Annotated in this window: 23 protein-coding genes and 2 pseudogenes; 8 read left to right on the top strand and 17 right to left on the bottom strand. The window is 70.8% G+C overall.

Annotation, left to right across the window (positions count from 1 at the left end):
* Nucleotides 1-136 precede the first annotated feature (136 nt).
* Nucleotides 137-1,615 (top strand): amidase, encoded by a 1,479-nt coding sequence (locus D466_RS0101485; RefSeq protein WP_018911918.1) that lies wholly within the window; start codon nt 137-139, stop codon nt 1,613-1,615.
* 58 nt (nt 1,616-1,673) lie between these two features.
* Here D466_RS0101485 and D466_RS0101490 read toward each other — a convergent pair whose 3' ends face one another.
* Nucleotides 1,674-2,279 (bottom strand): helix-turn-helix domain-containing protein, encoded by a 606-nt coding sequence (locus D466_RS0101490; protein WP_026284766.1) that lies wholly within the window; start codon nt 2,277-2,279, stop codon nt 1,674-1,676.
* A gap of 96 nt (nt 2,280-2,375) precedes the next feature.
* Here D466_RS0101490 and kbl point away from each other — a divergent pair, with 96 nt between their 5' ends.
* The 5 genes and pseudogenes from kbl to D466_RS0101510 all read left to right on the top strand — a co-directional run bounded on the left by kbl (nt 2,376) and on the right by D466_RS0101510 (nt 6,482).
* A complete protein-coding gene (kbl, locus tag D466_RS0101495; protein ID WP_026284767.1) occupies nt 2,376-3,572 on the top strand; it encodes a glycine C-acetyltransferase in 1,197 nt (398 codons plus the stop codon).
* On the top strand, nt 3,569-4,525 hold the full coding sequence (locus tag D466_RS0101500) for an NAD-dependent epimerase/dehydratase family protein (RefSeq protein ID WP_018911921.1): 957 nt from the start codon (nt 3,569-3,571) through the stop codon (nt 4,523-4,525). Before kbl ends, D466_RS0101500 begins: the two co-directional genes overlap by 4 nt.
* A gap of 657 nt (nt 4,526-5,182) precedes the next feature.
* Nucleotides 5,183-5,488 (top strand): annotated as a pseudogene (locus D466_RS25070) (methyl-accepting chemotaxis protein); the annotation flags it as partial.
* Nucleotides 5,489-5,569: 81 nt separating this feature from the next.
* Nucleotides 5,570-5,935: a CZB domain-containing protein gene (locus D466_RS25075; protein WP_231385651.1), complete on the top strand. Its 366-nt coding sequence runs from the start codon at nt 5,570-5,572 to the stop codon at nt 5,933-5,935.
* A 160-nt stretch (nt 5,936-6,095) separates the two neighbouring features.
* The gene (locus D466_RS0101510; RefSeq protein WP_018911923.1) at nt 6,096-6,482 is read left to right on the top strand and encodes a hypothetical protein; all 387 of its coding nucleotides are present in this window, start codon (nt 6,096-6,098) and stop codon (nt 6,480-6,482) included.
* Between the two features lie 36 nt (nt 6,483-6,518).
* On the opposite strand, the gene D466_RS0101515 is transcribed toward D466_RS0101510, so the two are convergent.
* The 4 genes and pseudogenes from D466_RS0101515 to D466_RS0101530 form a co-directional block, all read right to left on the bottom strand.
* The gene (locus D466_RS0101515) at nt 6,519-7,901 is read right to left on the bottom strand and encodes an RNA polymerase sigma factor (RefSeq protein ID WP_018911924.1); all 1,383 of its coding nucleotides are present in this window, start codon (nt 7,899-7,901) and stop codon (nt 6,519-6,521) included.
* 24 nt (nt 7,902-7,925) lie between these two features.
* The gene (locus D466_RS0101520) at nt 7,926-8,255 is read right to left on the bottom strand and encodes a YciI family protein (RefSeq protein ID WP_038164716.1); all 330 of its coding nucleotides are present in this window, start codon (nt 8,253-8,255) and stop codon (nt 7,926-7,928) included.
* A gap of 8 nt (nt 8,256-8,263) precedes the next feature.
* Nucleotides 8,264-8,593, bottom strand: a pseudogene (locus tag D466_RS20205) (VOC family protein); the annotation flags it as partial.
* Nucleotides 8,594-8,686: 93 nt separating this feature from the next.
* Entirely contained in the window at nt 8,687-9,187 is a 501-nt protein-coding gene (locus D466_RS0101530) for an Lrp/AsnC family transcriptional regulator (protein ID WP_018911927.1), read from the bottom strand.
* 93 nt (nt 9,188-9,280) lie between these two features.
* Between D466_RS0101530 and D466_RS0101535 the strand changes: the two genes are divergently transcribed.
* Both D466_RS0101535 and D466_RS0101540 read left to right on the top strand, forming a co-directional pair.
* On the top strand, nt 9,281-9,913 hold the full coding sequence (locus tag D466_RS0101535) for a LysE/ArgO family amino acid transporter (RefSeq protein WP_018911928.1): 633 nt from the start codon (nt 9,281-9,283) through the stop codon (nt 9,911-9,913).
* Between the two features lie 33 nt (nt 9,914-9,946).
* Nucleotides 9,947-10,390, top strand: a complete 444-nt coding sequence (locus D466_RS0101540; protein ID WP_018911929.1) for an SRPBCC family protein — start codon at nt 9,947-9,949, stop codon at nt 10,388-10,390.
* Here D466_RS0101540 and D466_RS0101545 read toward each other — a convergent pair.
* The 12 genes from D466_RS0101545 to D466_RS0101600 form a co-directional block, all read right to left on the bottom strand.
* On the bottom strand, nt 10,387-11,271 hold the full coding sequence (locus D466_RS0101545) for a DNA-binding response regulator (protein ID WP_026284768.1): 885 nt from the start codon (nt 11,269-11,271) through the stop codon (nt 10,387-10,389). The genes D466_RS0101540 and D466_RS0101545 overlap by 4 nt on opposite strands.
* On the bottom strand, nt 11,264-14,581 hold the full coding sequence (locus tag D466_RS0101550; protein ID WP_018911931.1) for an ATP-binding protein: 3,318 nt from the start codon (nt 14,579-14,581) through the stop codon (nt 11,264-11,266). The genes D466_RS0101545 and D466_RS0101550 overlap by 8 nt, the downstream gene beginning before the upstream one ends.
* 151 nt (nt 14,582-14,732) lie before the next feature.
* The gene (locus tag D466_RS0101555; RefSeq protein WP_018911932.1) at nt 14,733-16,265 is read right to left on the bottom strand and encodes a VWA domain-containing protein; all 1,533 of its coding nucleotides are present in this window, start codon (nt 16,263-16,265) and stop codon (nt 14,733-14,735) included.
* A 14-nt stretch (nt 16,266-16,279) separates the two neighbouring features.
* On the bottom strand, nt 16,280-17,116 hold the full coding sequence (locus D466_RS0101560) for a CbbQ/NirQ/NorQ/GpvN family protein (protein ID WP_018911933.1): 837 nt from the start codon (nt 17,114-17,116) through the stop codon (nt 16,280-16,282).
* Nucleotides 17,109-18,149, bottom strand: coding sequence for an aliphatic amidase (locus D466_RS0101565; protein WP_018911934.1), 1,041 nt, complete (start codon nt 18,147-18,149; stop codon nt 17,109-17,111). The genes D466_RS0101560 and D466_RS0101565 overlap by 8 nt, the downstream gene beginning before the upstream one ends.
* Before the next feature lie 28 nt (nt 18,150-18,177).
* A complete protein-coding gene (locus tag D466_RS0101570; protein ID WP_018911935.1) occupies nt 18,178-18,519 on the bottom strand; it encodes an FmdB family zinc ribbon protein in 342 nt (113 codons plus the stop codon).
* A gap of 17 nt (nt 18,520-18,536) precedes the next feature.
* Complete coding sequence (fmdA, locus tag D466_RS0101575; RefSeq protein ID WP_018911936.1) at nt 18,537-19,769, bottom strand: formamidase; 1,233 nt, start codon at nt 19,767-19,769, stop codon at nt 18,537-18,539.
* Between the two features lie 64 nt (nt 19,770-19,833).
* The gene (gene urtE, locus D466_RS0101580) at nt 19,834-20,523 is read right to left on the bottom strand and encodes an urea ABC transporter ATP-binding subunit UrtE (RefSeq protein ID WP_026284770.1); all 690 of its coding nucleotides are present in this window, start codon (nt 20,521-20,523) and stop codon (nt 19,834-19,836) included.
* A 22-nt stretch (nt 20,524-20,545) separates the two neighbouring features.
* Nucleotides 20,546-21,292 carry an urea ABC transporter ATP-binding protein UrtD gene (gene urtD / locus D466_RS0101585; RefSeq protein WP_018911938.1) on the bottom strand — a complete coding sequence of 249 codons (747 nt, stop codon included), beginning with the start codon at nt 21,290-21,292 and terminating at the stop codon, nt 20,546-20,548.
* 30 nt (nt 21,293-21,322) lie between these two features.
* Complete coding sequence (gene urtC, locus D466_RS20210) at nt 21,323-22,444, bottom strand: urea ABC transporter permease subunit UrtC (protein ID WP_018911939.1); 1,122 nt, start codon at nt 22,442-22,444, stop codon at nt 21,323-21,325.
* A 19-nt stretch (nt 22,445-22,463) separates the two neighbouring features.
* Nucleotides 22,464-23,387 carry an urea ABC transporter permease subunit UrtB gene (gene urtB, locus D466_RS0101595; RefSeq protein WP_018911940.1) on the bottom strand — a complete coding sequence of 308 codons (924 nt, stop codon included), beginning with the start codon at nt 23,385-23,387 and terminating at the stop codon, nt 22,464-22,466.
* Between the two features lie 96 nt (nt 23,388-23,483).
* Nucleotides 23,484-24,767, bottom strand: a complete 1,284-nt coding sequence (locus D466_RS0101600; protein WP_196803396.1) for a transporter substrate-binding protein — start codon at nt 24,765-24,767, stop codon at nt 23,484-23,486.
* Nucleotides 24,768-24,893: the final 126 nt, after the last annotated feature.

Below are 24,893 nucleotides of genomic sequence, written 5' to 3' on the forward strand. Positions count from 1 at the left end.
ATCTTAGGCCCGGCGCCGGGCGCGGCCGACGGCCGCGCACCAGGGCCGCGCGGCGAGGCGCTCGCGCGCGAGAATGCGCAGGGGTCCGCCCGCGCATCCGGCGTGCGGAGGACCGCCGAAACCTCGGGGAGCTGGGATGGACAGGACGGACGATGCCTACCGGAGCGTGGGACAGCTGTGCGCGGCGCTGAGCGCGGCGCAGGTGTCGGCGGCCGAACTCACCGAGGCGGCGATCGCGCGCATCGAGCGCTACGAGCCGCTGCTGAACGCGGTGTGCGTGCGCGACTTCGCCCGGGCACGCGACGCCGCCCGCGAAGCCGACCGTGCGCTGGCCAGGGGCGAGCGGCGACCGCTGCTGGGCGTGCCCCTGCTGGTCAAGGAATCCTTCAACGTGGCGGGCCTGCCGACCACCTGGGGGTTCCCGCAGCACCGGGACTTCACGGCCGCGCAGGACGCACTGGCCGTGGCACTGGCCGTGGCGCGGGCCAAGGCCGCCGGGGCGGTGGTCCTGGGCAAGACCAACGTGCCGCTGGGGCTGGGCGACTGGCAGAGCTACAACGAGATCCACGGCACCACCAACAACCCCCACGACCCGGCGCGCACGCCCGGCGGCTCCTCCGGGGGTTCGGCGGCCGCGCTCGCCGCCGGCTACGTGCCGCTGGCCCTGGGCTCGGACATCGGCGGCTCGCTGCGCGTGCCGGCGCACTTCTGCGGCGTGCACGCGCACAAGCCGAGTCTGGGAATCGTGCCCGGGCGCGGGCACCTTCCGCCGCGCCTGCCCCCCCTGCCGGACACGCCCGATCTGGCGGTGGTCGGACCGATGGCGCGCTGCGCCGCCGACCTCGAACTGCTGCTCGACGTCATCGCCGGCCCCGACGAATGGGACCAAGGCGTGGCCTACCGGCTCGAGCTGCCGCCGCCGCGCCACCGGCGCCTGGAGCAGCATCGCGTGCTGGTGCTGGACAGCCACCCGCTGGTGCCGACCTCGGACGCGGTGACGCAGGCGGTCGGCGCCCTCGCCGAACACCTCGCCAGGGCCGGCGTGTCACTGGCGCGACGCAGTGAGCTGCTGCCCGACCTGGTCGAGACCGGACGCCTGTACGGGCGCCTGCTGCTGTCCTTCCTGGCCGCGAACTGGCCCGAGGCCCTGTACGCCGACATGCAGCGCAAGGCAGCCGGGCTGCCCGCCGGGGACACGACGCCCGAGGCCGACAGCCTGCGCGCCAGCGTGCTCAGCCACCGCGACTGGATCGCCGCCAGCCAGCAACGCAACCGCGTGCGCGCCCAGTGGCGCGAGCTGTTCCGCGCCTTCGACGCCGTGATCTGCCCGGTGTCGCCGGGGACGGCCTTCGCCCACGACCACTCGGACATGCAGGCCCGGCGCATCGACATCGACGGACGCAGCGTGCCCTACGGCGACCAGATCGCCTGGTCGGGCCTGGCCACGCTGCCCGGCCTGCCGGCCACCGCCATGCCCATCGGCCGCTCGGACCAGGGGCTGCCCATCGGCATCCAGATCATCGGGCCCTGGCTGGAGGACCGCACGCCGCTGCGCCTGGCCCAGTTGCTGGAAGCGGAGTTCGGGGGCTTTCGCGCGCCGTCGCTGCAGGCGTGAAGGACTCGGCCGCGCCCAGGGGCGGCCGGGCGTGCACGCCGGATCCGCTCCGGGCCGCTCAGCCCGGATGCACCACGACCAGCAGCGCGCTGGCCGGGGACTTGGCGGCGTTGCTGATGGCGTGCGCGACGTCGGCGGCGTAGCGCGCGGTCTCGCCGTGGCGCACGCGGCGCTCCTCGCCGGCGCTGCGCACGGTGAGCGCGCCGGCCAGCACCGACAGGTGCTCCTGCGTGCCGGCTTCGTGCGGCTCGGAGGCGAGCACGCCCCCGGGTTCCACGCTCAGTTCGTACCACTCGAAGCGCCCGGCCAGGTCGATGGGGCCGAGGATGCGCAGGTCGCAGTGCCCGTCGGGGCTCTTGAGCGCCGGAATCGCATGCGGCGGCACCAGGGTGATACCGGCCTCGGGCCGCCCCGCGGCGCCACCGGCCAGCAGTTCGCCCAGCGGCACCCCCAGGGCATTGGACAGGCGCCACAGCACCGCCACCGTGGGGTTGGCCAGGTTGCGCTCGATCTGCGACAGCATGGACTTCGACACCCCGGCCCGGCGCGAAAGCTCGTCGAGCGACAGGCGCTGGCGCTGGCGCAGCGCCTGCAGCGCGGCCCCCACCGCCGGCGGGCCTTCACCTTGCGCGCCAGGGGAGTTCTCGAGCGTAGGTTGCGCCATGTCGGTCCGTTCTGTATAGTGCACAACATGTTCGCTATGGTGAACATGTTCGATTTATCGATCGAATCCTACCATCCGGCCTCCGCCGAGCCAGCCATGTCCGACGCCTTCTACGCCTCCATCCGCCACGAGCTCGACGCCGTCCGCGCCGCCGGCCTGTTCAAGGAAGAACGCATCATCGCCTCGCCGCAGGGCGCGCGCGTGCGCACGGCCGACGGGCGCGAGGTCATCAACCTGTGCGCGAACAACTACCTGGGCCTGTCCTCGCACCCGCGGGTGATCGAGGCCGCGCACGAGGCACTGCGCAGCCGCGGTTTCGGCCTCAGCTCGGTGCGCTTCATCTGCGGTACGCAGGACCTGCACAAGACCCTGGAGCGCCGGCTCTCGGCCTTTCTCGGCACCGAGGACACCATCCTCTACGGCTCCGCCTTCGACGCCAACGGCGGCCTGTTCGAGACCCTGCTGGGCCCCGAGGACGCGGTGATCAGCGACACCCTGAACCACGCCTCGATCATCGACGGCATCCGCCTGAGCAAGGCGCGGCGCATGCGCTACGCGCACGACGACATGGCCAGCCTGCGCGCCCAGCTGGCGCTGGCGCGGGCCGAGGGCGCGCGCCACGTCCTGGTGTTCACCGACGGCGTGTTCTCGATGGACGGCACCGTCGCCCGGCTGGACGAGATGCGCGGCCTGTGCGACGAGTTCGGCGCCCTGCTGGGCATCGACGAATGCCACGCCAGCGGCTTCCTGGGCACGCGCGGGCGCGGCACCCACGAACTGCGCGGGGTGTTCGGACGCGTGGACATCATCACCGGCACGCTGGGCAAGGCGCTGGGCGGAGCTTCCGGCGGCTTCACCAGCGCGCGCGCCGAGGTGGTGGCGCTGCTGCGCCAGCGCTCGCGCCCCTACCTGTTCTCCAACACCGTGGCGCCGGCCATCGTCGGCGCCTCCATCGCGGTGCTGGACATCCTGGAGGCCAGCACCGAGCTGCGCGACCGCCTGGAGCACAACACCCGCCTGTTTCGCGCGGGCATCGAGGAACTGGGCTTCGACATCAAGCCCGGCACCCATCCGATCGTGCCGATCATGGTCTACGACGCCGGCAAGGCGCAGCGCCTGGCCGCCCGCCTGCTCGAGCTCGGGGTGTACGTGGTGGGATTCTTCTACCCGGTGGTGCCGCAGGGACAGGCGCGCATTCGCGTGCAGATCAGCGCGGTGCACGACGAGCCCACGCTGCGCCGGGCGCTGGACGCCTTCGCGCAGGCCGGCCGGGAACTGGAGCTGATTCCGTGAAAGGCGCGACCCCCAAGATCCTGATCATCGGCGCCAACGGCCAGATCGGCTCCGAGCTCAGCCTGGCGCTGGCCCGGCGCCACGGCGAGGGCCAGGTCGTCACCGCCGATCTGGCGCCGGTGGGCCGGCGCCCGCAACTGCAGCACGAAATGCTCGACGCCACCTCGCGCGGCGACCTCGCCGCGGTGGTCGAGCGCCACGGCATCAGCCACATCTACCTGCTGGCCGCGGCGCTGTCGGCCAGCGGCGAGAAGGCCCCCATGTGGGCCTGGAACCTGAACACCAGCAGCCTGCTCAACGTGCTGGAACTGGCGCGTCAGGGCGGCATCGAGCGGGTGTTCTGGCCCAGCTCCATCGCCGCCTTCGGCCCCAGCACCCCGCGCGAGCACACGCCGCAGCGCACGGTGATGGAACCCACCACGGTGTACGGCATCTCCAAGCTGGCCGGCGAGGGCCTGTGCCGCTGGTACCACGCGCAGCACGGCGTCGACGTGCGCAGCCTGCGCTACCCGGGCCTGATCTCCTACACCACGCCTCCGGGCGGCGGCACCACGGACTACGCCGTGGACATCTTCCACGCCGCGCTCAAGGGCGAGGCCTACACCTGCTTCCTCGAGCCCGACGAAGCCTTGCCGATGATGTACATGCCCGACGCCATCCGCGCCACCCTGGAGTTGATGCAGGCGCCTGCCGGGTCCATCGGCGAGCGCGGCAGCTACAACGTCGCCGCGATGAGCTTCACGCCGCGCCAGATCGCCGAGGCGATCCGCCGCCACCTGCCCGGATTCGAAGTGCGCTACGCCCCCGACTACCGGCAGGCCATCGCCCACGCCTGGCCCGACTCCATCGACGACTCGGTCGCCCGCGCCGACTGGGGCTGGCGCCCCGAGTACGGCCTGGAGGACATGGTGGCCGACATGATCCGCCACCTGCGCGTACCCGCGGCGGCGTAAAAGTACCCCCAGGACCGGGCCTTGCCCGGCCCGCCCCCCGAGGGGGTCAGACCTCAAGCGGCGCCCACTTGCGTCGTTGTTGTGCCTGCAGGGCGTGCAAGCCCCGTTGCATCGCGCTTGGTCGCGCGGAGCCGCATGATGAGCGGCTCTCCGAAGGCATCGGCGCACAATGCATGGCCACGAGGTGCAACGATGGAAAGCGCGATCCGCTCCGGCCTGGAACAGGCCTTTCTCAGCATGGAAACCCTGGAGCTGCTGGCCGAGCCGGCCGGCGGCTTCGCCGTGTTCCACGCCAACCCCGCCGCGCGCAATACCGTGGCCCGCTTCGGCCCCATGTTCCGGCAGGCCGTGGGCGAGGGCTTCGACCCCCAGGCGCTGGAGGGCCTGCAGCTGGCACGCCTGCTGGGCCCGGGCACGCAGGAGCGGCTGGCTGCCGTGGCCGCCGGCCAGGCCGAGCAGTTTCACGCGCAGCTCGAGGTGGGCAGCTTCCTGTTCTCGGCCACGATCGCGCCGATCCGCGACCCGCAGGGCATGCCCATGTGCCTGCATGCCAGCCTGCGCAACATCTCGGCACGCCGCGAGGCGGTGGAGGTCAACGACCGGCTCAAGGACATCCTCGGCTCGCTGGTCAAGGCCGAGACCGAGGTGAGCCAGTCCATGGAGGCGGTGGACGGCGCCGTCGGGGTGGTCAAGGACGCCATCGCCGACAACTCCCAGGCGGTGAAGACCCTGCTGGGCCAGGTGGGCACGATCTCCACCCTGGTGCAGAGCATCCGCGAGATCTCCTACCAGACCAACCTGCTGGCGCTCAACGCCGCCATCGAGGCCGCGCGCGCCGGCGAGGCCGGGCGCGGTTTCGCGGTGGTCGCCGACGAGGTGCGCAACCTGGCCCGGCGCGTGCACGACGCCACCCTGAGCATCGAAGGCCACACCGAGCAGATCGACGAACAGACCCTGCGCATCGCCACCACCAGCGAGAGCACCGGGCGTCAATTGGGCGCCGTCGACACCGTGGTGGCCCGCCTGCAAGGCCAGGTGCGGGACATGCAGCGCCTGGCCACCCGCGCCTTGCTGCGCTCCGCCGAGGAGGACCACCGCAATTTCGTGATCCAGATCCTCGCCGAGGCCGACGGCCAGCCGCCGCAGCTGCAGGCCGCCCAGGTGCCGGACCATCACCAATGCAGCTTCGGCCAGTGGTACGACGGCCGTGGCCGCGAAGCCCACGCCGCGCTGCCGGCCTTCCAGGCCATCGAGGCGCCGCACGCCCGGGTGCACGCGCTGGCCCGGGATCTGCTGGCCGCCGCCCACGAGGGACGGCGCGCACAGGCCTCCGAACTCACCGCGCGCCTGCTCGAAGCCCAGGGCGAGATCGGCGCCGCGTTGCGCGCGCTCAACCAGGGCCTGCGCTGAGAAACTGAGGCCGAGCGGCCGCGGCGCGTGAGCTGGCACTCGAATGCGCCAGCAATAGCGCGTCAACTGCGGGTTATTGCCCGCAAAACCACGCAAATCGCGGGCATTTGGTGGAACCATTGGGGGCATCCGTCCCCCATGCCCACCAGGAGCTCCCGCCATGGCAGCCATCGGCACCCTCGGCCCCATCGGGGCCTTTGCCGGCCCGGCCGGCCTGGCCGCTGCCCCGCTCGCGGCCCCGAGCACCGCGCCGGCGGCCTCCAGCTCCGGCGCCGGCCAGGCTCCGGCAGCGGCCCCGGCAGCGGGGCCGAGCCCCTCCTTCCACGGCCCGCGGATGTCCGGCGCCATGCGCGACGGGCTGGACGCGCTGGAAGCCCTGGCCATCCTGGCGCTGCTGTCCGGCAACCACCGGAACCACGGCGCCGACGCGCTCGGCGCGATGGTGGTCACGCTGGCGCTCAACGCCTACACCGGCGTACAGGCACTGGGCGCGAACCCGGCCGTGGGCGCCCCGGCGCCGGGCGCGGGGCTGAACCTGCGCGCCTGAGGCGCCAGGGGGCCGGCTCGCCGCCGCCGGCGGCGCTCAGCCCGCTTCGGGCGCCGGCGGATCGCCGCACTCGGCGGCGCGGGCCAGCAGCAGGGCACGTTCGCGGTCGTTGCCGGCCAGCGCGGCGGCGCGCAGGAATTCCGCGCGGGCGGCGGCGGGCTCGCCGAGGCGCCGCAGCAGGTCGCCGCGCACGCTGGGCAGCAGGTGGTAGCGCGCCAGTTCGGGCAGCTCGCGCAGGCCGTCGACCAGCGCCAGTCCTTCGGCCGGCCCGTAGGCCATGGCCACGACCACCGCGCGGTTGAGCGCCACCACCGGCGAGGGCGCGGCCTGCAGCAGGGCGTCGTACAGGGCCGCCATGCGCTGCCAGTCGGTGTCGCCGAAGCTCGGCGCGCGGGCATGGCAGGCGGCGATGGCTGCCTGCAGCGTGTAGGGGCCCAGCGGCCCGCCCAGAGCCTGCGCGTGTTCCAGCGCGGCCAGGCCGCGGCGGATCAGCAGCCGGTCCCAGCGGCCGCGGTCCTGCTCGGCCAGCAGGATCGGTGCGCCCTGCGCATTCACCCGCGCCGCCAGCCGCGAGGCCTGCAGCTCCATCAGCGCCAGCAGGCCGTGCACCTCGGGCTGCGCGGGCATGAGCCCGGCGAGCACGCGCCCCAGGCGAAGCGCCTCCTCGCACAGCGCGGGACGCGTCCAGTGCGGGCCCTCGGTGGCGGCGTAGCCTTCGTTGAACATCAGGTACAGCACTTCCAGCACCGCCGGCAAGCGCGCCGCCAGTTCGGCGCCGCGGGGGATCTCGTAAGGCACGCGTGCCTCGGCCAGCGTGCGCTTGGCGCGCACGATGCGCTGGGCGATGGTGGGTTGCGGGCGCAGGTAGGCGCGGGCGATCTCGGCCACCGACAGGCCGCCGACCACCTTCAGGGTCAGCGCCGCGCGCGCGTCGGGCGCGAGCAGCGGGTGCGCGGCGGTGAACACCAGGGCGAGCATGTCGTCGCCGATCTCGTCGTCCAGCGCCGCATCGACCGCCTCGGCGAACTCGGCCTGCCCGATGGCATGGTGCAGGTCGCGCTCCTCGCCGATGCGCTGGTGCAGCGGCGCCACCGTGGCCTGGTGGCGCAGGCGGTCCAGCGCCTGGCGGCGCGCCGCGGTGAGCAGCCAGGCCCCGGGGCGCTCGGGCAGGCCGTCGCGGGCCCAGCTCTGCATGGCGGAGACCAGCGCGTCCTGCGCGCAGTCCTCGGCCAGGCCGACGTCGCGGGTGACGCGCGCCACCTGGGCGATGATCTTCGCCGCCTCGATGCGCCACAGCGCGTCCAGCGCCTGCCGGACCTCGGCGGGCTGGGCGCGGCGCGCGGGCTCCGCGGCCGTCGTCCCGCCCTTCGCGGCCGGCTCCTCGGCCGCGCCCTGTCGGATTCGCGGCGCCTGCGGCATGCTGCTCGGGCTCCCGGGGCGCGCTCAGGTGCGGTAGCAGGGCGCGCACTCGCGCAGCTCGACGCTGGCGAAACGCACTGCCGGGCATTCCTGCGCCAGCGCCAGAGCCTCGGCGCGGTCAGCGCACTCGAGCAGGAAAAAGCCGCCCACCATCTCCCGCGTCTCGGCGAAGGGGCCGTCGCGAAGCTGCGGGCGGCCCTGCTCCAGCTGCACGCGAACGGCGTGCCGGTCGGGCAGCAACGATTCCACCGCGAGCAGCCTGCCGCTGGCGCGCAGGCGTTCGCCGAAGGCGGTCATTTCCGCGTACAAGGCCCGCCCCTGCTCCCAGTGTCCTGTCCCGCTAATAACTGTCATTTCGCTGGGCCGTAGCGGTCGCCCCAGAACATGTCGGCCGGCGGCACCTTCGGGGTGGCGCCGGCCGCGACGGCCCGCTGGAAGCTGGCGTCGACGTCGTCGACGTACAGATGCAGGGTCACCGGCGTGCCCCCGAGGGCGAGCGGGCCCAGCGCGCCCCATTCGGGCATCTCGTCGACCAGCATCAGGTTCGCGTCGCCGACGCGCAGGGTGGCATGCATGAGCCTGCCGTCGGGCCCGGGCAGGCGTACGAGCTCGACGGCGCCGAAGGCCCGGACATAGAAGTCGAGGGCCTCGGCCGCGCCGCGGCAGATCAGATGGGGGGTGAGGCTGTGCATGCCTTCGGGGATGGCTCGGACTCGGCTCACGATGGATTCCTGGTGGTGGTGGTGGTGGACAGGGCTTTCGGCGGGTGCTTGCCGCCGGCCCCATCACGACGACGCGCCAGACCCCGCGAAATCGACACGCTCCGCCAAGCCTGGCGCCACCAGGCCGCGGCGCTCGATGGGCGTGGAGAACACGATGGAGGTGCGGGTCTCTCCGTAGCCGTTGACGGAGCCGAGAAAGCGTTCCAGGTGTTCCAGATCGCGGGCCACCACGGTCATCAGGTAGGAGTCGGCCCCCGCCACGTGGTGGCACTCCAGCACCTCGGGGGCGGCGCGCAGCTTGTCCAGGAAGGCCTTCTTGCCCGGCTGCTGCACCGTGATGCCGACGATCGCGCGCACCGGGTACCCGGCCCGCGCGGCATCGAGCTCCGCGCCCATCGAGCGCAGCACCCCGGAGTCCTTCAGGCGCTTCAGGCGGTCCACCGTGGCGGGCACGGATAGCCCTGCGGCGCCGGCCAGGGCTTTCAGCGGGGCGCGGCTGTCCTGCTGCAAGGCGCTGAGCAGCGCCCAGGCCTTCGCGTCCAGCTGCAGGGAGTTTTCGGCCATGGCTTCATTTCTCCTGAAAAATCGACTGTGATGCTTGGATTTTCCTCGGAATTCCTATTCATGCCCAGGCCACCCCCTTCGAAAATAGAGCCCATGAATTCCGATTCCTGGTCCGCGTGGTGGGTGCTGTTCGCGCAGTCGCTGCTGATCGGCCTGTCGATCGCCGCGCCGGTGGGGCAGATCGGCCTGCTCGCCATCCAGCGCACCCTGGACCACGGCCGCGCGGCCGGGCTGGCCACCGGCCTGGGCGCCGCCTGCGCGGACGCGCTGTATGGCGCCATCGGCGCCTTCGGCGTGACGGGGCTGATCCATTGGCTGCTGCGCCTGAAGCCCTGGCTGAGCCTGTTCGGCGCCGGCTTCCTGCTGTGGCTGGCGTGGCGCATCGCCACGCGTCCCGCCACCCGGGCCGTGGCCGCCGCGCCCCCCGGCGGATCGCTGCTGCGCTACCTGTCGGGCACCTTCGTACTGACCCTGTCGAATCCGTCCACGATCCTGTCCTTCATGGCGGTGTTCGGCGCGCTGGCGGGTCATGCGCGCCTGGTATCGCCCTGGCCGATGGTTGCCGGGGTGCTGACGGGTTCGGCGCTGTGGTGGCTGATCCTGTCCACCGCCGTGGGCTGGTTGCGTCGGCGCTTCGACCCGGGCTGGCGGCGGCTCATCAACCTGGGCTCCGCGGCCATGCTGGCCGGACTGGCCGCGTGGCAGCTGGGCCAGCTCATCCCCTGAACCTGTCCCGAGAGCCCCTTGCAGGGAGCTTGCATGCCACGCCACGTCTCGAACGCCCATCACATCGTCGTCGATGCTCCGGTCGACCAGGCCTTCCACTTCTTCACCCCCGCTGGCGAGGAGCTGTGGGTCGCGGGCTGGCGGCCCCGCTACCTCCATCCCGCCGACGGACGTACCGAGACGGGCATGGTGTTCACCACCGGCGAGGGCGACGAGCTGACCATCTGGACGCTCGCCGACTTCGATCCCGTGCGCCACCGCTCGCGCTATCTGCGCTGCACGCCGGCGTCCCGCACCGGCATGGTCGAGGTGCAATGCGCGGCCCTCGACGCCGGGCGCACGGGGGTCAGCGTGCGCTACACGCTGACCGCGCTGAACCCCGCCGGCGAACGCGAGCTCGAAGCCTTCGAGGGCCAGCGCTTCGCGGCCATGATCGACGGCTGGGCGGATCAGATCCGCGCGCGGCGCGCGCTCTAGCAGGCCCAGTCGCGGCTGGCCAGGGCCGCCGCCGCGGCGCGCGTCTCGACACCCAGCTTGGTGAATATGTGCTCCAGGTGCTTGTTCACGGTGCGCGGGCTCAGGCCGAGGATCTGCCCGATGTCGCGGTTGGTCTTGCCCTTGGCCACCCAGGACAGGACCTCGGTCTCGCGGGCGGTCAGCGCGGCCCGTGCCAGGCGCGACGGCGCCACCGGCCCGGCCGCGGGCTCGATCAGCAACATGGTCTCGCCCAAGCCGGAGCTGCCCATGTTGCGCACCGTGTAGGAGTCGGCGGGGCGCACGCTGGCGCCTACCGCCAGGCGCAACAGTTGTTCGGGCACGCGCGCACCGCCCTGCAGGAGCCCCTCCAGCCAGGCCGCGGCCTTGGGCGAGCACCAGGCCACACGCCCCTGGCGGTCGACCAGCAGCACGCCCAGGTTGGCCAGGTCCACGGCCTGGCGAGCCAGGCGCGCCGCGCGGGCGTTGCGTGCATGGGTGCGCAGGCGTGCCAGCACCTCGGGCTCGCGCACCGGCTTGACCACGTAGTCCACTCCGCCGGCCGCGAAGCCCTCGACCAGTGAATCGGTATCGGCCAGCCCGGTCATGAACACCACCGGTACGTGCGCCAGCTCGGCGCGCGCCTTGATGCGCCGGCACAGCTCGAAGCCGGACATGCCGGGCATCACCGCGTCGAGCAGGATGGCGTCGGGCACGGCCAGGTCCAGGCGCTCCAGGGCTGCGTCGGCGTCGCCGGCGACCAGCACGGTGTAGCCCGCCGGCTCCAGCATGCGGCACAGCAAGGCCACGCTGTCGGGGTCGTCGTCCACCACCAGGACGACGGGATGATCGTCGGCTTCGGGCCGGGCGAAGGTGTCAAGCATCGCATTCATCGTGGAGGCTCCGGCGCAGGCCGTGGAGGTCATATCGTTGCAGCAGTCCGCGCAATTCCTGCATGCGCGGGGCGAGATCCGGGTGTTCGGCCCCCACGCGATCGAGCAGCTCGCGCAGACCGGCCACGTGGCCCAGGCGCAGCAGCTGCAGCGCCCGCGCATGGGCCTCTCCGGGCAGGCGCAGCGCGGGAGCCTCGGCGGCAGCCTCGGCCCCGTGCAGCAGCGACGGCGAAGCGTCCACCCACTCGAGTTCGAGCAGGCGCTGCAGCACCGAGAGCAGCTCGGACTCGATCACCGGCTTGCCGACGAAGGCCTGGCAGCCGGCCTCGCTCAGCCTGTCCGGCTGGTTCTCGAACATATTGGCCGACACCATCACCACGGGCAATCCATGCCCGGCCCGGCGCAGCCGCCGCACGGTCTCCCAGCCGTCGAGGTCGTCCATGCTGATGTCCAGCAGCACCGCGTCCGTGGGCGTGGCCTGCAGCAGTTGCAGGCATTCGGTGCCGCTGGCCGCCTCGACGATCCCGAAACCCAGCGGCGCGAGCATGCCGACCAGCAACTGGCGCTGCACCGGCTGGTCGTCGACCACCAGCAGGGTGCGCCGGCGCCCGAGGTAGCCGCCGACCGGGTGCGCCAGCGGCGGCGCCGCGCCCGGACGCGCCCCGCCCGGAACCTCGGGCAGGTACAGGCGAACGCTGAACACGCTGCCCTGCGCCGAGGTGCGCGCCAGGCTGAGCTCGCCGCCCATCAAGGAGGCCAGCAGGCCGGTGATGGTCAGCCCCAGCCCGGTGCCGTGGCTGCTGTGCTGGCGGCCCCCGGCACCGCGCTCGAAGGGCAGGAAAATCCGCTGCAGGTCCTGGGGCGCAACGCCGATTCCGGTGTCCTCGACGTCGAAGCGCAGCACCTCGTGGCGGCAGTCCACCTGCAGGCTCACGCGGCCGCGGCGGGTGAAGCGCACGGCGTTGCTCAGCAGGTTGATCAGGATCTGCCGCAGGCACTTGGCATCGGCCTGCACCCATTGCGGCATGCGCCCGACGTGGCCGACGACGAACTCCAGGCCCTTGGCCTGCGCCTGCGGGCGCACCATGCGTTCGAGCTCGTCCAGGAAGGCCGGCAGCTCCAGGGGCGCCTGTTCCAGGCGCAGGCGTCCGGCCTCGATGCGGGCCAGGTCGAGCAGGCCGTCGACCAGCGCCAGCATGTGCTCGGCGCTGCGGTGGATGGTGCGCACGGCTTCGTGCGCGTCGGAGTCCTGCGCGCGCGACTTAAGCAGGATCTGCGAGTAGCCGAGGATGCTGTTGAGCGGCGTGCGCAACTCGTGGGTCATGCCGGCGACGTAGCGCGTCTTCGCCTGGTTGGCCGAGTCGGCGGCTTCCTTCGCGGCCTGCAGCGCCGCATCGGTGCGCTTGTGAGCTTCCACCTCGCGCATCAGCAACTGGTTGTGGCGGTTGGACTCGTCGCGCGCCATGCGCCGGCTCTCCCCGGCCAGTACGATCCACCAGCTGAACACCGCGGCCACCAGCAGCAGCACGGCGAAAGCCAACCCGAAGGCCTGCGCCATCGCGGCACGATCCTCGGCCACGCGCAGCTCGCCCGCATGCTGCAGGTAGGCCACGCCCAGGATCGCGCTCAGCATCACCGCCAGGCAGGCGAACAGAGCCAGGAACGCCAAGGCCCGCAAGCCGAGCCAGCGCGTCGCCGCCGGCGGCAGCAGCGCGTGCAGCAGGGCCTGCGCCTGCTCGTCGACGCGCGAGCCGCTTTTGCAGGCGTCGTGGCAGCGCGATTCCAGCGTGCAGCACAGCGAGCAGATCGGCGTGCCGCCGTAGGCCGGGCACGACGCCATGTCATCGGCCTCGAACTCGTTCTCGCACACCGTGCAGCGCACCAGCGTGCCCGCCGGGGCCACCGGCACGGGCTCGCGCGCCAGATAGAAGCGCCCGCGCGTGGCCCAGGCGATCAGGGGCGCCGCCGCCAGCGACACGGCCAGCGCGATGAAGGGCGCGAAGGCGCGCGCGTCCGGTCCGAAGCTGCCGGCGTGCGCGCCGACCGCGAGCGCCGCGGCCAGCAGCATCGCCCCCAGCCCCACGGGATTCACGTCGTACAGGTAGGCGCGCTTGAATTCGATTCCCGGCGGGCTCAGGCCCAGCGGCTTGTTGATCACCAGGTCGGCCACCAGCGCGCCCACCCAGGCGATGGCCAGGTTGCCGTACAGGCTGAGCACGCCTTCGATCGCATGGAACACCCCCATGGTCATGAGCAGCGTGGCGATCAGCACGTTGAACACCAGCCACACCACCCGCCCCGGATGGCTGTGGGTCAGGCGCGCGAAAAAGTTCGACCACGCCAGCGAGCCGGCATAGGCGTTGGTCACGTTGATCTTGATCTGCGACACCAGCACCAGCAGCGCCACGGCGGCCAGGCCCCAGGCCGGCGAGGAGAACACGTGGGCATAGCCGGCCAGGTACATCTGCGTCGGCTCGACGGCGTGGTTCCAGGCCACGCCGTTGCGCATGGCCAGGTAGGTGAGAAAGGCTCCTCCGAGCATCTTCAGCATGCCGGGCAGGATCCAGCCCGGGCCGGCCAGGACCACGGCGGCCCACCAGCGCTTGCGGTTGGAGGGGCCCGGCTCGGGCAGGAAACGCAGGTAGTCGACCTGCTCGCCGATCTGCACGATGAGCGAGAAGGCCACCGCCGAGGCGGCGCCGAACATCTTCAGGTCGAAGCCGCTGCCGCCGGAAATGCGCCCGGCCATGGAGGTGAAGGCCGAGAAGGCGTGCGGATCGCGCCAGGCCACGGCCAGGTAGGGGCACAGCAGCAGCAGCGCCCACACCGGCTGCGTGAACAGTTGCAGGCGCGAGATCAGCGTGATGCCGCGCACCACCAGCGGAATCACCACCAGCGAGCTCAGCAGGTAGGCCCACAGCATGGGCAGCCCGAAATACAGCTGCAGCGCCAGCGCGAGAATCGCCGCCTCCAGCGCGAAGAAGATGAAGGTGAAGCTGGCGTAGATCAGCGAGGTCAGCGTGGAGCCGAGGTAGCCGAAGCCGGCGCCGCGGGTCAGCAGGTCCATGTCGACCCCGAAGCGTGCCGCGTAATAGCTGATCGGCAGGCCGGTGAGGAAGATGATCAGCCCCACCACCAGGATCGCCGTGACCGCGTTGGCGAAACCATAGTTCAGCGCGATGGTGCCGCCGATGGCCTCCATCGCCAGGAAGGACACGGCCCCGAAGGCGGTGTTGGCCACGCTCAGCTCGCTCCACTTGCGAAAGCGGCGCGCGGTGAATCGCAGGGCGTAGTCCTCCATGGACTCGTCCGCGACCCAGGCGTTGTAGTCCCGGCGTATACGAAGAATTCTCTGCGTGGCTCCAGACACCTCGAGGCCCCGGACTATGCATCCAGCCCCGCGCCGGATCACATTCCGATACTACCCGATACTCCGGGAAACTACCTATGCGTCATTTGACGTAGCTTGGCCAGTACCAGTCCAGCGCGATACCGGCGGCCGCCAGCTCGCGCCCGGCGCGCCGCAGGTCGGCGCGCAGGTAGCGGGGGTCGTGCACGTCGACGTCGCGCGCCTGGGCATCGCTGATCAGCAGCAGGCGCCGCGCCGATGCCGACGGCGCCTCGCGCAGGCGCAAGGCACCGTAGCGAAGGGCGGCACCGAGGCGCGTGGACCCCTGTGCCCGCAGCCCCTCGAGGCGCGCGGCCAGCTCCGGCGGGTCCGAACGTTCGCCGAAGTCCTGCACCCGCCACACGCCGACATGGTGCCGCGTGTCGGAGCTGAACCCCGCCAGCGCGCAGCTCCAGCCGTGCGCGCGGGCCTGGAGCAGCAGGGCGAGCGCGGTGGCCCGCGCCCGCGCGAAACGCTCCGTGCCGCCGGGGCCGGAACCCGACGAGGCCGAGCAGTCCAGCAGCACCAGCAGGTAGCCGCGTGCGCGCCCCCGCTCGCTCGCGCGGAACAGCCTCGGCTCGGCCGGCGCGGCGCCGGCACGCGCGAGCAGCCAGTCCAGCATGGCGCGCGGCTCGGGGCGGTCTCCCTCGGTCCGCGCGCGCCAGCGCCATGGCCGCGCCTGAGCCTCCCAGCGCCGCAGCAGCATGGCGGCTGGCGCGCGAGCGTGCGCGGTGGATGGCGCGGCGCCGGCGCGCGCAAGGCCGGGCGCCGCCGCGGCGCGCTGCTCGCGCACCGCGCACCACTGCGGCCGGTGGCAGCGGATGCGCCAATCCCACTCGGGCAGGGTACAGGCCACCGGGGCCCGCGCATCGGCAGGGCCCGCGCCCCGCTCGCCGGGCTCCCGCGGCGCCGCATCGGCGCCGGGCACGGCCGGCTCCGGCGGCGGCGAGGCCTGCGCCGCCGCCGCCGGCAGGCACAGCTCGCGCGCCTGCTCCGCGGGGCTGTCCCACAGGCAGGCGTGGTCGTCGCGGTAGGACGGCCGCACCCGAAACTCGCGGGCATCGAAGCCCAGGCGCATCTGGCCCAGCTCGTGCCCCATGCGCGAGGCCAGGGCTCGCATGGCCCGTGCGTCGCCCCAGGCCTCCTTCACGCGCCCGCGGGCCGCGTGCACCCAGGGGTGGCGCTCGTCGAACTCCGGGTCGGCCAGTGCGCGCGCGAGGCGTTGCAGCAGGACTTCGACGCCGGGAGCCGCATCGGAGCTCACGCGGTGCTGGGCAGCCCATACAGCCCGCAGCCCGGGAAAGTCGCGCGCCAGGAGTTGCTCGACCCGCGCGTCCTCGATCAGGCCGAACAAGGCACGCTGCAACGCATGCAAGCCGCTCCTGGCCTGGGGCGCCAGGCCAAAGCGCCGGTGCGCCACCGCGTGGGCCAGGCGCGCCAGCTGCGCGGACGCCTCGGCATCGCGCGGAAACAGCCAGGCCTGCGGGTCCAGATGACTGAGCGTGCGCGCGCCGTCGGCGTCCAGCCAGGCCAGGTGCGGCGCCTGCGCTCCCAGCAGCCGCGCCAGCAGACCGAGGCGCCGCAGTCCCGCATCCATGCCGGGCCCGGGGATCAGAAGGCCAGTTCCGCCGCTGTGCGCAGCGCGCCCAGCACTTCGCTGTCGTCCCCCAGGGGCTCGACCAGGGCGTGCAGGCAGGCACGGCGCGGCGGCAGGCCCTCGCGCACGAGTTGCGCGGCGCGCACCAGCATGCGGGTCGACGCCCCCTCCTCCAGCGCCGTGTCCGCGGCAAGGCCCAGCGCGCGGGTACGCCGCGCCAGTTCGACCATGCGCGCCGCGAGGGCGCGGTCGACTCCGCCCTCGCGGCTGACGATGTCGGTCTCCAGCTCGGGCGGCGGATACTCGCAGGCGATGGCGCAAAAGCGCTGCCGGGTCGAGGCCTTCAAGGCCTGCGTGCCGCCGGCGTGCTGCGGGTTGTAGGAGGCCACGAGCAGGAAGTCCGCATGGGCCGCCAGGAGTTCATTGCGTGCACCCAGCACCAGCGCGCGGCGCGTGTCGGCCAGCGGGTGCATCACCACCAGGGCGTCGGCGCGGGCTTCGGCGATCTCGTCCAGGTAGCAGATGGCGCCGAAGCGCGCGGCCAGCGCGAGCGGCCCGTCACGCCAGCGCATGCCTTGCCCATCGATCATCCAGCGGCCGACCAGGTCGGAGGCGGTGAGGTCCTCGTTGCAGGCCACGGTGACCAGCGGGCGCCCCAGGCGCCACGCCATGGACTCGACCAGGCGGGTCTTGCCGCAACCCGTGGGCCCCTTGAGCAGCACCGGCGAGCCGGCCGCGCAGGCGGCCTCGAAGGCCTCGACCTGACCGCCCGGGTCCACGTAGTAGGGCTCGCGAAGCACCCGCCACGAACGCAGCGGGTCCTCCTGCTCGCCCGCGCGCGGATCAGCCATGCTTCACGCTTTCGGGGTTGGGGATGCCCGGCACCGGGCATTCCTCGGTGCCGACCATCGGCCGGGTCAGCGCCTCGACCATCTCGCGCGTGCCCTCGGGATCCTGCACCCAGCGCGCGTAGAAGCCGTAGGGGCAGGCCGCCAGCCCCTTGTCGCCTTCGCCGGAGTTGATCATGCCGGTGTAGCCGCGGTGCAGAAGTTTGAACAGGTGGTTCTCGGACTGCCCGTTGCGCCGTGCGTCGCGGATCAGGCTCTTGCTCAGCTGCGCGTACTGGATGCCGAATTCCTCCTCGCCGCATTCCCCCAGCGTGCGCCCGTCGAAGCCGACGATCGCCGAATGCCCGAAGTAGGAGTACACGCCGTCGAAGCCGGCGGCGTTGGCCACCGCCACGTAGACGTTGTTGGCCCAGGCCATCGCCTTGGCCATCAGCACCTGCTGCTCCTTGGCGGGGTACATGTAGCCCTGGCAGCGCACGATCAGCTCGGCCCCCTTCATCGCGCAGTCGCGCCAGATCTCGGGGTAGTTGCCGTCGTCGCAGATGATCAGGCTGATCTTCAGGCCCTTCGGCCCCTCGGACACGTAGGTGCAGTCGCCCGGGTACCAGCCCTCGATGGGCACCCAGGGCATGATCTTGCGGTACTTCTGCACGATCTCGCCCTGGTCGTTGATCAGCACCAGGGTGTTGTAGGGCGCCTTGTGCGGGTGTTCCTCGTGGCGCTCTCCGGTGAGCGAGAACACGCCCCAGACGCGCGCCTTGCGGCAGGCGGCGGAGAAGATCTCGGTCTCGGCGCCGGGCACCGTCGATGCGGTCTCGTACATCTCCGCGGCGTCGTACATGATGCCGTGGGTGCTGTACTCGGGGAACACCACCAGGTCCAGGCCCGGCAGGCCCAGTTTCATGCCCTCGACCATCGCCGCGATGCGCCGCGCGTTCTCGAGCACCTCGGCACGCGAGTGCAGGCGCGGCATCTTGTAGTTCACCACCGCGACGCCGACGGTATCGGCGCTGCTGGAAATATCTCCGTGAAGCATGGTTTCCTCCTGGGTCCGGAATTGGCTGTCAGTGACTGATCATCCACGGGCGCTTGCTCGGGAAGGCCTTCGCCCCCGAAGGGGCTCGCTGCGTCGCCGAGGGCCTGGACGAGCCGCAGCAGGAGCAGCCCGCCGGATGGCGCAAGGCGCGGTATTCGCCGGCGCTCATCGGCGCATGCGCCGAGCGCTCGTTGCGCTCGTGGGCCTGGCGCTGCCCCGCGGCGACCGCGGCCAGGCGCGGCGCGCTGGCGATGACCCTCGGTGCCGCGGCGCCGCAGGCGGGGCAGGCGCAGGTCTCGTTGCGCAGCGCCATCGGCCGCTGCGCATCGAACAGGCCGCATTGCGGGCATTCGTATTCGTAGGCCGGCATCGCGCTGTCTCCGCGTCTCAGGGCTTGTCGTAGGCGATCGGCAGGTCGACCCCGCCGGCGATCTCCAGCTTCGGCCCGGCGGCGCCGGGGTTGATGTCGAAGTCGAAGATCTCGGTCGGCAGCCACAGCGTGGCGCAGGCGTTGGGAATGTCCACCACCCCGCTGATGTGCCCCTGCACCGGCGCGGTTCCCAGCAGCGAATAGGCCTGGGCCCCGCTGTAGCCGAATTTCTTCAGGTACTCGATCGCGTTCAGGCAGGCCTGCCGATAGGCCACGTGCACGTCCAGGTAATGCTGCCGGCCCTGCTCGTCCACCGAAATGCCCTCGAAGATCAGGTAATCCTTGTAGTTCGGGGTGATGGGGCTGGGCTTGAAAATGGGGTTGCGGATGCCGTACTTCGCGACGCCGTCCTTGATCAGCTTGACCCGCATGTGCACCCAGCCGGCCATCTCGATGGCCCCGCAGAAGGTGATTTCGCCGTCACCCTGGCTGAAGTGCAGGTCGCCGACGCTCAGCCCCGCGCCCTCGACGTACACCGGGAAATACACCTTGGCGCCGCGCGACAGGTCCTTGATGTCGCAGTTGCCGCCATGTTCGCGCGGCGGCACGGTGCGCGCGCCCTCGGCCGCCGCCTTGTCGCGCGCCGCGCCGGCCAGGCGCCCCATGTGCGCGGTGGGCGCGCAGGGCGGGTTGGCCAGCGGCGGCACGCGATCCGGCTGGGTGGCGATGAAGTCCACCTCGCGCCGGTTCCACTCCTGCAGCAGCTTGGGGTCGGGCAGGCAGCCGATCAGCCCGGGGTGGATGAGGCCGGCGAAGTTCACGCCGGGGATATGGCGCGAACTCGTGAACATGCCCTGGAAGTCCCAGATGGACTTCTGCGCGTGCGGAAAATGCTCGGTGAGAAAGCCCCCGCCGTTGTTCCTGGAGAAAAAGCCGTTGAAGCCCCACTGGCTGTCCGGCTTGGCGCCGATGTCGAGCAGTTCGACCTCCAGCAGGTCTCCGGGTTGCGCGCCCCGCACGCCCACCGGACCGCTGAGGAAGTGCACCGTGCTGAGGTCGACGTCGCGCACGTCGGCGGCGTTGTCGTCGTTCTGGATGGCGCCGCCGGTCCAGTCGTAGGTCTCGAGGACGAACTCGTCACCGGGCTGCACCCACACCGCCATCGGGATGTCGGGGTGCCAGCGGTTGTGGATGTTCTCGTTCTCGTAGGGCGATTGCGCGAGGTCGACGCTGATCAGGGTATCGGCCATGATGGGCTCCTTGCGTGAGGGTGTGGGCGTGGAAGATGGAAAGGTGCGAAGCGCTCGGCGCTTCTCAGATCGACAGGTAGCGGCTGATCGTCGCCTCGTCGACGTTGGCGCGCAGGTCCTCGTAAACGAAGCGCCCCTTGTCGATGACGAAAAAGCGGTCGGCGATGTCCAGCGTGAAACTCAGCACCTGCTCGGACACCACGATGGCCAGGTTGCGCAACTGGCGGATCTCGCGCAGGGACTTGGCGATGTCCTTGATGATCGAGGGCTGGATGCCCTCGGTGGGCTCGTCGAGCAGCAGCACCTTCGGGTTGGTGGCCAGCGCGCGCGCGATGGCCAGCTGCTGCTGCTGCCCGCCCGACAGATTGCCGCCCTTGCGCTGGCGCATGTCGAACAGGACCGGGAACAGCGCGTACAACTCCTCGGGCACGACGCCGCCGGCGGAGGGGTGCAAGCCGGTCTGGATGTTCTCCTGCACCGTCATGTGGGAGAAGATCATGCGGCCCTGGGGTACGTAGGCCAGGCCCTGCGCCACGCGCTGATGGGTCTGCATGCGCGCCATGCCGGTGCCGGCCAGCGAGACCTCGCCGCCGAAGGCGGGCAGGATTCCCATCAGGGTGCGGAACAGCGTGCTCTTGCCCATGCCGTTGCGCCCCATGATGGCGACGATCTCGCCCGCGCCGACCTGGAAGTCGAGGTCGTGGATGATCTGGCTCTGCCCGTAGCCCGAGCAAAGCCCCTGGATGCTGAACATGGCATTCGACATCTGCTGCTCCTCAATGTCCCAGATAGACCTCGACCACCTTCGGGTCGTTCTGTACGGTATCCATGTTGCCCTCGGCCAGCAGCTTGCCCTGGTGCAACACGGTCACGCGGTGCGCGATGCGCTTGACGAACTCCATGTCGTGCTCGATGACGATCACCGAGCGCCCCTGGCAGATGCGCCGCAGCAACTCGGCCGTCTTCTCGCGCTCGGACACGCTCATCCCCGCCACCGGTTCGTCGAGCATCAGAAGCTGCGGGTCCTGGATCAGCAGCATGCCGATCTCCAGCCACTGCTTCTGCCCGTGGCTGAGCAGGCCGGCCTGGGTGTCGGCGTGGCCGGCGAGGAAGATCGCCTCCAGCACCTGGTGGATACGCTCGACCACGTCCGCGCTGCGCTCGAAGGCCAGCGCGCCCAACACCCCGCGTCCGCGCGGGAACGAAAGCTCCAGGTTCTCCAGCACGCTCAGGTTCTCGTAGATCGAGGGGTTCTGGAACTTGCGCCCCACCCCGGCCTGCACGATCTTGTGCTCGGGCATGCGCGTGAGTTCGATGCCCTGGAAGCGGATCGATCCGGCGGTGGCGCGGGTCTTGCCGCAGATCAGATCGAGCACCGTGGTCTTGCCGGCGCCGTTGGGTCCGATGACCGCCCGCAGTTCGTCCTTCTCGACGTACAGGTTCAGGCCGTCGACCGCCTTGAAGCCGTCGAAGGACACCGTCAGGTCCTCGACCGCCAGCGCGAATTCCTTGTCCATGCTCATGGGGGGCTCCAGGTTGCGGGGTTGGGGGACTCAGGCCTGCTGGCGCAGCATGCGGCGCAGGCGCGGCGGGGTCAGGCGGCGCAGCCAGGGCTGCAGGTGGCTGGTGTACAGCCCCGCGAGCCCCTGCGGGAACAGCATCACCACGCCGATGAACATCGCCCCCATGAACAGCAGCCACAGCGACGGGAAGCTTTCGGAGAAGGCGCTCTTGCCGTAGTTCACCAGCAGGGTTCCGTACACCGCGCCGATCAGCGAGGAGCGGCCGCCGATGGCGGTGAAGATCACCATCTCGATGGACGGCACGATGCCGATCAGCGACGGCGACATGAAGCCGACCTGCAGCGTGAACATGGCACCGCCCACCGCCGAGATCGCGGCACCCAGGCAGAAGATGAAGATCTTGAAGCTGGCCACGTCGTAGCCGGAGAAGCGCACGCGGTCCTCGCGGTCGCGCATGGCCAGCAGCAGGCGCCCGAGCTTGGAGCCCAGCACGTAGCGGCACAGCACGATGGCCGCCAGCAGCAGACCGGCATTGACGTAGTACAGGACGTACTTGGCCGAGGTGGTGTTGATGTTCCAGCCGTGCAGGGTCTTCAGGTCGGTGATGCCGTTGATGCCGCCGGTCAAGCCCTGCTGGCCGACCACCAGAATGGTCAGGATCGCCGCCACCGCCTGCGTGATGATGGAGAAGTACACCCCGCCCACGCGGCGCTTGAACATGGTGGCACCGATCACGTAGGCGAACAGCGTGGGCACGACCAGCACCGCCAGCAGCGTGAAGGCCAGGCTGTGGAAGGGAACCCAGAGGGCCGGCAGATGCGTGATCTGGTTCCAGTCCATGAAGTCGGGGATTCCCGGCGTGGTCTGGTGCGCGGTGCTCACCGGGTCGGAGGCCTCGAGCTTGAGGAACATGGCCATGCAGTAGCCACCCAGGCCGAAGAACACGCCCTGGCCGAGGCTGAGCACGCCGCCGTAGCCCCACACCAGCACCAGGCTGACCGCGGCGAAGGCGTAGGTCAGGTACTTGCCGGCCAGGCTCAGGCGGAAGGCGTCCAGGCCCAGGGGCATGAGGACCAGGATCAGGGCGGCGAGCAGCCCCAGCTCGATGGCGCCCGAGCGACCGCCCAGGCCTTGCAGGTACAAGCGTTTCATCGCGGTCTCTCCCGGGGGCTCAGCGGCGGACCTTGGCCGTGAACAGGCCTTCGGGGCGCAGCATGAGAATCACAATGATGGTCAGCAGGGTCGTGACCTTGCCCATCGCGTTGGTCATGAAGAAGGTGAGGATGGACTGCGCCTGGGCGATGGAGAAGGCCGAGGCCAGCGTGCCCAGCAGGCTCGCGCTGCCGCCGAACACCACCACCAGGAAGGTGTCGACGATGTACAGCGAGCCGCTGGTCGGTCCGGTCGAGGCGATGGTCGTGAACGCGGCGCCGGCGACGCCGGCGATGCCGCAGCCCACCGCGAAGGTGATGCGGTCGGTGCGCGAGGTGTTGATGCCCACGGCGCGCGCCATGACCCGGTTCTGCGTGGTGGCGCGCACCCGCAGGCCCCAGTTGGAGCGGTACAGGAACAGCACCACCGCCAGCGTCACCAGCACCGAGATCAGCATCACGAACAGGCCGTTGAGGGGGATGTCGATGGTGGGCGTGGGCTTCCAGGCGCCCATCAGCCAGTTGGGCAGTGTCGCGCTGACCTCGCGCGCGCCGAACATGCTGCGGAACACCTGCTGCATGATCAGGCTCAGGCCCCAGGTGGCCAGCAGGGTGTCGAGCGGGCGGCGGTACAGGTGGCGTATCAACAGGTACTCGACCGCGTAGCCGACGCCGAAGGCCACCGCGAAGGCGATCACGATGGCGAACACGAAGTAGTAGGGGAGCAGCGCCGGCAGGTAGCTGGTGGCCACCTTGGAGCACACGTAGATGGCGTAGGCGCCGATGGTCATGAACTCGCCATGGGCCATGTTGATCACGCCCATCTGCCCGAAGATGATGGCCAGCCCGAGGGCCATCAACAACAACACGCTGAACAGGCTCAGCCCGGAGAAACCCTGCATCACCAGGATCGCCCAGAGGTCCGCCATCGAATAGCCGCCCATGACTGTTCTCCAACGCCCGCCAGCGCGGGCGCAAGGCCTCGAAAAGACGCACCCCGCCCCCGCGGGGTGCGAAACCGCCTGTGACTGCTCTGCTTCTCAGTACCCCTTCGGGAAGGGGTTGGGCATGATGTACGGCGAGGTGTAGACGATGTCGGCCTGGCCGTCGTTGCGCCACTTGCCGATGCGCAAGCGGGTCTTCAGGTGGTGGTTGGGCTCGAGGTAGACCATGCCTTCCGGCGCGTCGAAGCTGATCTTGCCGCTCTGCTCGGCCGCCACCACCTTGTCGGTGTCGAAACTGCCGGCCATCTCCACCGCGGCCTTCCACAGCCACGGGCCCTCGTAGGCGGCCTGGGTGACGTCGCCGATGGGCGCGCCCTGGCCCCACATGGCCTTGAACTGCTTGACGAATTGCTGGTTGCGCGGCGTGTTCAGCGACTCGAAGTACTTCATCGCCGAATAGAAGCCCGCCAGGTTCTCGCCGCCGATGCCCTTGGCCTCGTCCTCGGTCACCGACAGGGTCAGCAGGGTCTGGTTGGAGCCGTTGATGCCCGCGGCCTTGAGCTGCTTGAACCACGACACGTTGGAGCCGCCGACCACCGCGGCGTAGATCACGTCGGGGCGCTTGAGGCGGATCTTGTTGATGGTGGAGCCGAAGTCGGTACTGCCCAGCGCCGCGTACTCCTCGCCGACCACGGTGCCGTGCAGCACGGTCTGGATGTACTTGCGCGCCAGCTTCATGGTGGTGCGCGGCCAGATGTAGTCCGAGCCGATCAGGTAGTAGGTCTTGGCCTTCTTCTCCTTGGCCACCCAGTCGAGCCCGGCGAACACCTGCTGCGTGGCCTCCTGGCCGGTGTAGATGACGTTCTTCGACTCCTCCAGTCCTTCGTAGAAGGTCGGGTAGTACAGCAGCCCGTTGTCGCGCTCGAGCACCGGCAACACGGCCTTGCGCGAGGCCGAGGTCCAGCAGCCGAAGATCGCCGCGACGTGGTTGTCCTCCAGCAGCTTCTTCGCCTTCTCGGCGAAGGTCGGCCAGTCGGAGGCCCCGTCCTCCTGGATGAACTTGACCTTGCGTCCGAGCACGCCGCCCATCGCGTTGATCTGGCTGATGGCCAGCTTCTCGGCCTCGATCGCGCCGGTCTCGGAAATCGCCATCGTGCCGGTGGACGAATGCAGGATGCCGACCGTGACCTCGGTGTCGGTCACGGCGAGATGGGTGGTGTTGACCTTCGCGGTCGGCGGGGCGGCGGCGAAGGCCGACGCGCCCATGCCGATCAGCGGCAGGCTGGCGAGGCCAGCCAGCACGCGGCGGCGGGTGGATGACCCCGGGCCCTTCGGCTCGGCGGCGGGTTGGACGGCAGGCGACGACTTCTGATCCGACATGGCTGGGCCCCTTGACATGGAATGGAACGGCGGGTGCTTTGGACGCGAGCGGTTTTGCACCACGTCTGCAGGATAGAAATCCGTGGTGCGTCGCAGCAATACGTCAAACGACGCACAGACGCGCCG

The sequence above is a fragment of the Thiomonas sp. FB-6 genome, assembly GCF_000377645.1.
Classification (GTDB): domain Bacteria; phylum Pseudomonadota; class Gammaproteobacteria; order Burkholderiales; family Burkholderiaceae_C; genus Thiomonas_A.